The following is an 11098-nucleotide window of genomic DNA, read 5'->3' on the forward strand; positions in this document are numbered from 1 at the left end:
CTTAAGGAGGAATTTGCAGCCTTTGGGAATCCTTCATTGAGTGGATAAAGAAATAGTGAAGCAACGGAGAGATTCCCGTAAAGAAACAGTGAATTCAGTAGCTTTGACTTGCAAGCCCCCAAAAGGCATTCGTATAGTTAAATAACAGATTATGAATTCAGTAGTTTCCTTGATAGGAATTAGGAATTCCTCCACCAAAAGCCTCAAGGACACATAAAGGTAGGATAAGTAAGATGAACAAAGTCAAAATTCTAAATGTGTCTATTGATAACCTATCACAGTTAGAATTTTTTGAAAAGTTTAAAAGCGGTATTGTCTTTACCCCTAATGTCGATCACTTAATGAAACTCCAAAGTGATTCAGAATTTTATAAGACCTACCAGGCGGCTACCTACCAACTGTGTGACAGCAAAATCTTATTCTTTGTATCTAGGCTTTTGGGGTCACCCATCAAAGAGAAAATTTCCGGTTCTGACCTTTTTCCAGCGTTTTACGAATATCACAAAACCAACGAAGATGTCAAAATCTTCCTCGTCGGAGCTCGCGAAGGAGTCGCTCGACAAGCTCAAGAGAAAATTAATACCAAAATTGGAAGAGACATAATTGTCGGAGCTCATTCTCCTTCTTTCGGATTTGAAAAAAATGAAGAAGAATGCGCCAAAATAATTGACCTGATTAACCAATCAGGGGCGACAGTTCTCGCCGTAGGGGTTGGTGCTCCCAAACAAGAAAAGTTTATCTGTAAGTACAAAGATAAACTGCAAAACATCAAGATGTTCCTAGCCATTGGTGCGACGATTGATTTTGAAGCTGGCAATATCAAAAGAGCGCCAAAGTGGGTCAGTGAAATTGGTTTAGAATGGCTTTACCGATTACTCGCTGAACCCAGAAGGCTATGGAAACGGTACTTGGTGCATGGGCCTTCTTTCTTTTGGCTAATCGCCAAGCAAAAACTCAATCTTTATGTCGATCCCTTTAGTCCTAATTATTCAGAGCCGTATCAGGAAATCTCAGGCAAACAAATGGTAAAGACGATTGAGTAATACCAATTCCCTCTCATACCAGCTACAAATTGGAGACGGGCATGGGGCATAGGGCATGGAGTAAGGGGAAGGTGTAGCTTACAAAAAGAGAAATGGTATAACATCCTCCTACGGCAAATCGAAGATTTTTGCATAGAACTTATAGCCCCCAAACTAGTTTTCAATTAAATTGGCGGACGGAGATATCTCCGTCCGCTCCACCTTTCATCCCCACCACTCCGGTTGCTGGGGACTTCTCGGCAGATTTGTTAAAACTGAATTGACTAAAAGAGAGCGGGACGTTCAACGTACTGGCTCATCCGGATCAAGTTGTAAAGACTCTGTATCAAGTAGGTGGCACCCCCTAACGTATAGATACGCTCTTTTGAAGCATCTGTACTTTGAGCGAATCGTGCCCAACGGTTCAGCTTTGACCAGCGTCGTAGGACTTTTTTTTTAACAATTCCAATCCCCTTCAGGGGATGGGCATCAAGGGCAGCATCCTGTAACCCGACTTCACCACTCCAGCTGATGAAACCCTTTTTTTGCAAGGCATTTGCCCATCTACCCGCATTTAATCGAAGCAAAAATCCACGCAATCGTCGCTCAAAGAGCCGCCGCCGATATCGCTTCCAGCGACAATCTTTAGTATGGCTGTTGGCACTCTGCTGCGCTGTTCCCCTTGGATTGAGCACAACCTTGGCGCTTGCCCAGAGTGACGAGCCTGCGGCCCCCAACGCCTCCCCATCAACAGAAACCCTACGGGAAAACAATATTAACGAGAGCAAAGAACGCTCCCCTAACGGGTTTCCCCTCGCCAATCCACCGGTCAAAGGGGAAGAGGTTGCTGCGCCTCCCTCCGGAGACCCCTACGTCTTAGAATTCAATCGTTCTCCAGTGGTGGGCACGCGCTTCAGCTTGCGGGGCATTTATGACGAATCGCGGCTAGGGTTTACCCGTCCCCGCGACTGGAAAATCAAATCCATCAAAGCCCAAATCCGCTATCGCCATTCTCCAGCCCTTTATGCCACACGCTCCAACCTGACGGTTCTCCTTAACGGCGCAAGTATCGGCAGTATCCCGCTCAACCGCAAAGATGGCGAAATCGGCAATGCGGTCTTTAATGTGCCGCTCTCGCTGCTTCAAAATTATAACGAACTAACCATTGGGGCACTGCAAAACAACTCCCCCACTTGTACCCAAGACCCCTTCGACCCGTCGCTGTGGACGGAGATTCTGCCCGATTCAAAAATTGTCTTTGACTTTACGCCTCAAGCCGCCAGCCTCGACTTCAATCGCTTCCCCTACCCAATTTTTGACGAACTCAGCTTATTTCCTAATCAAATTGCTTATCTGCTGCCAAGCAAAGTTGACGATACCTGGCTAACCTCAACCAGTCGCTTCCAAGCCACCTTAGGACGCTTAGCCGATTACCGCCGCATGGATACCCGCCTCGTCAAAACCCTAGACGAAGTTGGGAAAAACGTGCCGCGAACCGCCCCAGCTGAGCGCCTCATTATCATCGGGACACCAGAGCAACAGCCAATCCTGAAGTCTCTCAACCTGTCGGTATCCCTGAAAGACAATCAGCTGCTCGACGATAAAAAGAAGGCTTTCCCGCCAGATGTTGGGGTGTTGATGTTAACGACCACCCCAGACAAAAAAGCACCAGTACTGGTGGCGACAGGCAATGGACCCGTTGGTGTCGCCAAAGCCGTCCAGTTTTTGGTGCAAGCCAAAGACCGCCAAATCGGGACGGGTCAAAGCATCATCGTCAAAAATCTTACCTTGGTGCCAACCCCCAACGTCCGCGATTGGCCTGGGTATTTGCCCAACACTGACACCTTCAAACTCTCGGACCTCAAAAGTCGTGATAACAAACCCCTTCAGGATGTAACGGTTCGGGGGTCGGATTCACCACCGATTGTCTTTGACTTCCGGGCACTGCCAGACGACCAGTTTGGGCAGGGTAACACCATGACCCTGAAATACAGCTACGGCCCGCAAATTAATGCCAAAACCTCATTAGTGGAAGTGAAGCTGGATGGGGTTTCGTTGATTGGCAAACGCCTCACATCCATCGATGGCAAAAACCGAGAGACACTGAGAGTTGCTCTGCCTGGAGACCTAATCAAACCCACCTCCAAAATTCAGGTGGATTTCCGCCTTGATGCGCGAGAACGTCGTTCCTGTAGCCGGGTGACCGACCAACAGCTATGGGGTACATTGCACGCAGATACCAGCTTTGAAGTCAAGCGCAATAATGCAGTTCAGTTGCCAGACCTCGAGCGGCTGCGGTACGGTTTCCCCTTTGCCGCGCCTCAGGATTTATCGAGTACGGCAATTGTGGTTCCTAAGGAACCCTCACCGAATGAACTCGCAACCTTACTGGAGTTCAGCACCAGATTGGGCCGCTTGAGCAAAGCCAAATCGGTGCAGTTAGACGCTTACACCATCAACTCCATTCCCAAAGAACTGCTCAAAAAGCGCCAGTTGGTGGGAATTGGTACACAAAAGACATTCCCATTTCCAGAAGTACTCAAGTCAGGTGACTTTCAGCTAAAAGACCAGCTAGAACGTCAACGGGTTAAAAGCGAGGTGACAACGTTACCCGACTCCTCTGGCGTTATCAAGGAAATTATCTCACCTTATGCCAACGACAAAGTCCTCTTGGCTCTGACCGCTCAAACCGAAAACGGCTTGAAGCAAGTGCAAGACTTTTTGCGTCAAGACCCCTTGTTCTTCCAACTCAAGGAAGACACAGCACTCATTAGTGCCAACACCGCTAATCCTGAAAGTTATGATCCAAATGCCTATAACCTTGAATTTCTACAGCGCGAACCCAAGCGTACCGTTGATAAAACACCTGTACAACGCCAAGTTTTCCGATTCGTAACAGGAAGTTGGTTCATGTTAGGGCCCGCCATGGTAGCCGCGACTCTCATTCTTTACGGCGTTGTCCAGCAGTACCTCAAGAAAATTGCTGGTCAGGAGAAGTAAGAATTCAAGCATTCACGCATTCAAAGTTCACTCAGCAAAGACTTTGTTGAATTGGTTCCAAAGATACATGTTCCTTCCTTTAGATGGAAAAAGAATCAATGAACCCATAGCCTTATTTCTTAACCCTAGAAGAGCAGCTAGGGGGTACTTTTTGAATTTATAATGCAAGAATTTTGAATTATTATGACGAGTACATCCTCAAAGATAAGAGAGAAACCCAGTCGTAAGCGCATTAGAATTTCCGACAAGCAGCGAAAGCGGCTATCGGACTTGCTGGTTGAGCGTGTGCCTCAGGCGTTTGACAAGGTTTTACGGTGGCTCTCAGTCAGTCAGCTACTGCTGTTGATTGTGTCGCTGGTTTGGCTCATGTCTCCCCTGATTACAGTACGTACAGCCATCTGGCAGCAAGGGATAGTCGCTGCGCTCTTAATCGCCGTGGGACGCTTTATTCTTCAGATGGAGGAGCAGCAACCCACCAAAAAAACGAGTGAATATCTTCACTTATTTTTGATTGTACTAAGTGTAATTACAACGGTGCGCTACCTGTACTATCGCATTAATTACACTCTAAATTTCGACGATATCATTAATGGAACGTTCTGTTTCTTGCTGTTTACAGCAGAACTTTATGCCATTATTACCCTCATCCTCGCCTACTTTCAGACCTTAAAAATAAAAGATAGAAAGCCCGTAGAGCTCTCCCTTTATCCCCAAGAACAGTGGCCCAAAGTTGATATTTATATTCCGACTTATAACGAGGATGTAGAGATTGTCCGCAAAACAACGTTGTGCGCTCTCGCCATCGACTATCCCGCCGAGAAAAAACATGTTTACGTTCTAGATGATGGTCGAGCTGAAAAATATAAAGCCCGGAGGCAAGAGTTGCGCCAAATGTGTGAAGAACTTGGCGCAACGATGCTAACACGGGATAACAACGACCACGCCAAAGCCGGAAATATTAATACCGCCTTTAAACGCACTGACGGGGATTTAGTGCTGATTCTTGACTGCGACCACATGCCTGTCAAGCACTTTTTGATGCACACCGTTGGCTTCTTCTTTAACCCCAACGTCGCCTTCGTCCAAACCCCCCACTGGTTCTATAACCCAGACCCGTTTGAGCGCAACCTCCTCACCGGCGGTAAAATCCCAGTGGGTAATGAACTGTTTTACAAAGTTCTGCAAAAGGGCAACGACTTCTGGAATGCTGCCTTCTTTTGTGGCTCAGCCGCTGTCATTCGCAAAGACTACGCCCTGCAAATTGGCGGGATTGCTACCGAAACCGTGACGGAGGACTGCCACACCGCCTTCCGCCTGCACTCTCTGGGGTACGAATCCATCTACTACGACAAAATTATGGTGGCGGGCTTAGCACCGGAGAAATTTTCTGCCTATGTGGGGCAACAGGTTCGCTGGGCACGGGGGATGGCTCAGATTCTCCGGATCGAAAACCCGCTGATCAACCCCAAACTGAACTTAACGATTCCTCAGCGGCTTTGCTACTTTAGCGCCACCTCGCACTTTTTCTATGGCTTTCCCCGGTTGATGTACGCGATCGCCCCGCCCCTATTTCTCTTATTTGGCATCAACTCGGTCAAAGGTTTGGGATTAGAAACTTTATTCTACGCTCTGCCTCACATTTTCCTGTCGATGCAGACGAACCACATCCCCTACAAGCACGTTCGTTTCTCGTTCTGGAATGAGATTTTTGAGTTCGCGATGTCGTTCCAGGCGGGAATTGTCACTTTGTTAGCCTTGATTAACCCAAAGCTGGGTACGTTTAACGTAACGGATAAGGGCTTGAGCGTGACCAAACGCAGCTTTGACTTTGACTCGGTGCGATACCTGGTGATTGTCGGTGCGATCGCTGCCGCGTCCTTGCTTGCCGTTCCCTTCTGGCTGTGGCTGTCGCCAGAGGATACCCAGGCCGTCTTGATCAACACCTTCTGGTGTATCTTTAACTTGTTCCTGCTTTTGGCGGCAATTTTGGTGGCTTTCGAGCAACCCCAACTGCGCCGAGCTCACCGACTGCCTCGGAAACTGACAGCAGTCGTTCACAGTTTCAACCAAAGTTGGACAGGTAAAACGGTAGATGTGAGTGAAAGCGGTTGCCAAATTTTGCTGGATGAATGGCCTAACATCCCCGATGAAATCAAAATTGAACTCGTGGGAGACTATGGCACACGGGCATTGATGAATGGGCGAGTCATTCGTGCGATCGCTACGTCAAAACTTCAAGCCAGACTATTCATTGATTTTGTTGAACCCACCCGCACCCAGATTGATGACCTGACGTTGGTTATCTATTCTGATGTGAAGCAGTGGTACTCGCAGACACGTACGGAGACGGACGATCCCATTGAATCGTTTAAGTTCATCATTACCAGTATCAGACGCGTCTTCCGCGAATTCCGACCCGCTATTGGGGTGAAAGTCCGCAAACAAGTGAATGGTTTTGCCTCTCTGTACTGGGAAGGTTGGGAAGGTCACTCCTATACAGCTCGCCTCACGGAAATCGGAACGCAAGATGTTCGCTTGGAAATCGATGGCAGCGATATTTTCAATCTGGAAATTATGCAGAACACACAACCACTCATTGGTTTACTGCTGAGTCAGACGGAAAATGACCCACAGACGACTAGTTTGTTGGCGAAGGTGGAAACAATAGAACCGTTGGCTACTACCTCTGTTAGCCAACCTAGTTCAGTGATGCGCTCTAGCTCTGAACGCATGGCGGGAGAGGGCAACTCGACAGAAAATACTTTGAATGAAAGCGCCGTTCAAGTCGAAAACCTTGCGGAGCCTAGCAATAATTTCGCCAGTGTAAACACTAACCTTTTTGCTATTGAGTTAAGTTTTCCAGAGTCGTTAAAACGACAGCAGCAAGCCAAAATTAAACGGCTTTTGACGATACTTAACTAAACAGGTAAGAGCTGATTATCTGCGTCTGAATCCTGCTAGTTCGTCCAGCCTACTGTTAGAGGATTTTTATCCTCGATAATTGGGATTTGTTTTGAATTTTTCAGGCGAGAACTTTTAAGGGAAGCCCACGCGCTTTTTTTTGATTCACTGCTCAGAACTTACGCCCTGGAACGAAAAATCAAGGGTTGGCGTTAAGTGTGGGGGGTAGGGGGTAAGGTGTGGTTAAATTACCCAAATCCTTACTAAACCCGACACCCCACACCCTCGTCCCCATCTCAACAAATAACCTGAGTGTGTAAATTCTGTACTCTAGCCTTGTCGCCGCACAGCATTTTGCCTCACGTATTTTCCAGCACTTTTTTATCCGGAAAAATTTAGTATAAATTTACAATAAATTGGGGTTTAATAAGATTTAATTCTTCTAATTTTCTCCTCACCCTAGACAAATCAATGCTGCTTTTATTCTCTTAATAAATTAAAACTAGATCATATGATCTTCATCGAGTTTTATAGCCCTTCATAGGCACTTTACCTGTTTTCTGGGTAAAGCCTGTTAAACTTGTAAATAACAGGTTAAGAACTTGTTCATCTACCCTCAAACATAAATTTTTCGTTTTCAGAGGATGCATTACCGCTCTTGAGTTTCACCATCAACTCACGGACGAGAGAGACGAGAGAGCTTATATGACGTGAATTTTCGCATTTCAGACAGTGGTTACTGCCAGCTTTACAGGTTACTAGCTCACGCCTTTTTGGCAACAAGAAGCTCTAGCCAAGAGCCGAGAAAAAGACCGCAGCTGGGTAGAGAATAATACAGTCATCAGTCCCCTCAAGGTGCTATCTATTTTCAACACATAATTCGGGTAGGCAGCTACTCCCTGCTTGAGATTAGCTATTCACTTTTTTTCGCTCTTCAGGGATTAACAGGAAAAGATTTAATCTTTTTGAAGTGTTAGTTAAGAGCGGCAACACAGGCGTTTTTTTGTTCGTCTGAGATAGCTCAAGATCGGGAGAAATAGCACCACCGATGCTCTTGCCTTGTTTTGGGTGACTTGTAAAACGAAATTCACCCCTTCTAGTTTCAACGATTGGATGAGACCCAGGTAGATACAAATGAACACCATTTCTATGGCTAGCTACAGATCTTCCCAAAGGCTGAACCCACTCTCGTTATTAGCGCAATTATCTAGTCGTCAGGCTAATGGGTGTTTACAAGTATCTAGCGGCTCTGTTTCTTGGTCAATCTATCTGGAGCAGGGAAAACTAATTTATGCATCAGATTCATCTGACCCATTTGAGCGGCTAGATCGTCACTTGCGTCGCCTCAGTCGTCAAATTCCTACGCTTGTCAGCGCAGTTCGGGTACAGGTTCGTCTCATATTTGAATCTGACTTGGAGAGTCAGTCCAGTCAAAATCCTGATTACCAAGCCATTTGCTGGTTGGTCAATCAACAGTATCTCAACTCTCAAGAGGCAGCTAGTCTCATCGAAGAGTTGGCGGAAGAGGTGATTGTGTCACTTCTGGCGGTGAAAGAAGGAAGCTATCAATTAATTGAACAAGACAAATTAGAGGGACTGCCTAGATTTTGCCGTCTGGATCTGCGCACGATAGTTGAACGCTGTCATGAACAGTTACGACGACAACAACCTGCACAATCGCCCAGTGCCACTTCAGGACAGCGAACTGACTCTGTTGCTCAAAATGGCACTCCAACTAAGCTTGAATTAGTTCCAACCAATCCTACCCAAACTAGTACAACATCTCCAACCCCTCCAGCCAATCCAGCCGGATTACCGCCAGGGAAAAAACTCACGAAAAGTACCTACACAATTGCTTGCATTGACGACAGTCCAACCGTTTTAAATGCTATTAATTCTTTTCTGGATGATAAGAGTTTCTCCGTTGTCATGATTAATGACCCGGTAAGAGCGTTAATGCAAGTGGTCAGAATCAAGCCAGACTTGATTTTGCTGGATGTTGAGATGCCAAACCTAGATGGCTATGAGCTATGTTCTCTGTTGAGGAAGCATTCACTTTTTAAGAATACGCCAATTGTCATGGTAACGGGAAATACAGGCTTTCTCGACCGCGCCAAAGCTAAATTGGTAAGAGCATCAGGCTACTTAACCAAGCCTTTCAACCAGTCAGAGTTACTCAAGATGGTGTTTAAGCACTTATCGTAGGGGGTCTTTAAGTGAGCCAAAAGCTCAGGAGAAAATGCTCGGATGTTTCGGAAAAAATGAGTAGATTGTACACCTTAGCCGAACCCCAATTAGCCATCTAGAGTTAATTAATCGCGAGGCCAGGACGCATGAGTAAAAGTGTGATGGGCACAATTTTAATCGTAGATGATAACCTCTCTGAGCTGGAATTAATTAGCCATTACTTAAGAGAAGGGGGTTATACCGTAATCAATGCCGTTGGAGCTAAAGAAGCTCTCAATAAAGTTTCGGAGCAAAAGCCGGATGTAATTATTACTGATGTAGTTATGCCAGGAATGAGTGGTTTTGAGTTGTGTCGTCGCCTCAAGACTCATCCGGATACAGAAAAGGTTCCCATTGTCATTTGTTCGTCCAAAGACCAAGAGATTGATCGCCTCTGGGGGATGAAACAAGGTGCTGATGCCTACCTAACCAAACCTTTTACCCGTGAGCAAATCCTTCGTGCCATCAAAGCCGTCGCCGTTTGATTTAATGAATAGTTCAGCACTCGCCCGCATAACCTCCCCGAAGACCAACAAAAAAAATCTGGGGGATGCTTATCTTAAGTTTCATTTGGGGCAACAAACATCGGCTGTTTTATCAATGAGTCAGGCTCAAGAAGTTTTTGTCTTACCAATTGGGCGTCTGACACCCATGCCGAATATGCCTCCCTATGTCATGGGATTACAAAATCGGCGCAGTAAGGTGCTGTGGGTGATTGACTTGGCCAAGATGCTGGGCTTACCCGGAGTCGAAGTCAATGTTCAACATTACAATAGCGTGATTATTAATAACGGGTCAGTTTCTTTACTGCTCATTGTGCAGTCAGTAGAAGGTGTAGTGCGCCTAACGCCGGAGTCCATTCAACCTCCACTTGGACAAGTTTCATCAGGTTTAGTGCCCTATTTACGTGGATGTGTTTTCTTTGAGCAAGAAATTTTATTAGCGCTAGATGCCGAGGCAATCATGCGTTCGCCTCTTCTCCATAACACTTAGGAAATAAAGAGGATTTATGAAGCATAAACTATGAAAAATCAGCAAGAAAAAATTAAGCATTGAAAATCAGGAAAGGTTTCTATCCTTGCTGGAAATGCGTGATTTTTGCCTAAAAAAGTCTGAAGTATAAAGGATGAAGAATGAAGGATGAAGTGGAAATTTATCAGCACATACCTCGTCTTGTCGGGGCGAGAAAAAATTAGGCTCGATGAGTCTTGCCCCGTCCCTTTATGGGTGGGGTAATTTTATACTTCATCCTTCAGCCTTCAGTTGAATTTTAACTTTCTGCTTACCGATTTATTATCACGTAATGGTACTTGTTTCATGGTTAAACAATTCAATACAGCCAGCAATAGTGATAACCAAAAGCCCAATACACCAATCACGCATAGCGTAATCAGCAACGGCTATAGTCACTCACTCTTGACTCAATCTGTGACGGAAGGGAGTAAACAGACACCTTTACGAAGTGTGCCGTCGGGAAATTGGCAGGTGTTGGAGACCAGTACTCCCACACCGTCTTCCTACGTATCCTCTCAACAACCCAGCAGCTCCAGGGCAGTTTCTTGGTGGGAGCTGATGAGCTTAAAAACCAAAGCGACAGCGTTAGCCATTGCCCTTGGTATACTCCCAGTCGTCGCCATTGGGGGAACCAGCTTTGTTGTCATCAAAAATACGCTTAAACAAGAAATCAAGGACTCAGGAGTGTCGCGCCCAGTGGTCAACGACCAACAGCGTCAAGCACTCGAAAGTCAACTCGCCCTCATCCTGCTCAGTGGCCTCGTGGCGACAGGAACACTGGCAGGTTTTATCGCAACCCTCCTTGCCGAACGTCTCATCGGACCCATACGACAAGCAAGCGATGCTCTCGACAAACTGAGCAAAGGGGAAACCAATACTCCTCTTGTGGTGGAAGGCTCTGACGAACTTGCCCTTCTGGGATATAACATCAACCG

8 protein-coding genes are annotated in these 11098 nt (G+C 46.3%); 7 read left to right on the forward strand and 1 reads right to left on the reverse strand.

Annotation, left to right across the window (positions count from 1 at the left end):
• Positions 1-233 precede the first annotated feature (233 nt).
• A complete protein-coding gene (locus tag V6C93_RS34765; protein WP_333481263.1) occupies positions 234-1043 on the forward strand; it encodes a WecB/TagA/CpsF family glycosyltransferase in 810 nt (269 codons plus the stop codon).
• 263 nt (positions 1044-1306) lie between these two features.
• Here V6C93_RS34765 and V6C93_RS34770 read toward each other — a convergent pair whose 3' ends face one another.
• A complete protein-coding gene (locus tag V6C93_RS34770) occupies positions 1307-1717 on the reverse strand; it encodes a hypothetical protein (protein ID WP_333481264.1) in 411 nt (136 codons plus the stop codon).
• A gap of 4 nt (positions 1718-1721) precedes the next feature.
• Between V6C93_RS34770 and V6C93_RS34775 the strand changes: the two genes are divergently transcribed.
• From V6C93_RS34775 to V6C93_RS34800, 6 genes are all read left to right on the forward strand, one after another.
• Positions 1722-4022, forward strand: a complete 2301-nt coding sequence (locus tag V6C93_RS34775; RefSeq protein ID WP_333481265.1) for a cellulose biosynthesis cyclic di-GMP-binding regulatory protein BcsB — start codon at positions 1722-1724, stop codon at positions 4020-4022.
• A 183-nt stretch (positions 4023-4205) separates the two neighbouring features.
• Positions 4206-6944 (forward strand): UDP-forming cellulose synthase catalytic subunit, encoded by a 2739-nt coding sequence (bcsA, locus tag V6C93_RS34780; protein WP_333481266.1) that lies wholly within the window; start codon positions 4206-4208, stop codon positions 6942-6944.
• Positions 6945-8057: 1113 nt separating this feature from the next.
• The gene (locus tag V6C93_RS34785; protein ID WP_333481267.1) at positions 8058-9128 is read left to right on the forward strand and encodes a response regulator; all 1071 of its coding nucleotides are present in this window, start codon (positions 8058-8060) and stop codon (positions 9126-9128) included.
• A 128-nt stretch (positions 9129-9256) separates the two neighbouring features.
• Complete coding sequence (locus tag V6C93_RS34790) at positions 9257-9634, forward strand: response regulator transcription factor (protein ID WP_333481268.1); 378 nt, start codon at positions 9257-9259, stop codon at positions 9632-9634.
• A complete protein-coding gene (locus tag V6C93_RS34795) occupies positions 9609-10142 on the forward strand; it encodes a chemotaxis protein CheW (protein ID WP_333481269.1) in 534 nt (177 codons plus the stop codon). Before V6C93_RS34790 ends, V6C93_RS34795 begins: the two co-directional genes overlap by 26 nt.
• Before the next feature lie 324 nt (positions 10143-10466).
• On the forward strand, positions 10467-11098 hold a 632-nt coding region (locus V6C93_RS34800; protein WP_333481270.1), incomplete at its 3' end, for a HAMP domain-containing protein.

Origin of the sequence: Allocoleopsis sp., from assembly GCF_036703385.1 — a bacterium.
Taxonomy (GTDB): domain Bacteria; phylum Cyanobacteriota; class Cyanobacteriia; order Cyanobacteriales; family Coleofasciculaceae; genus Allocoleopsis.

Excerpts from the sequence above, each read along its gene's own strand:
- V6C93_RS34785 (WP_333481267.1), top strand. The coding sequence starts at position 8,058 with ATGAACACCATTTCTATGGCTAGCTACAGATCTTCCCAAAGGCTGAAC.
- bcsA (WP_333481266.1), top strand. The coding sequence starts at position 4,206 with ATGACGAGTACATCCTCAAAGATAAGAGAGAAACCCAGTCGTAAGCGC.
- V6C93_RS34790 (WP_333481268.1), top strand. The coding sequence starts at position 9,257 with ATGAGTAAAAGTGTGATGGGCACAATTTTAATCGTAGATGATAACCTC.
- V6C93_RS34765 (WP_333481263.1), top strand. The coding sequence starts at position 234 with ATGAACAAAGTCAAAATTCTAAATGTGTCTATTGATAACCTATCACAG.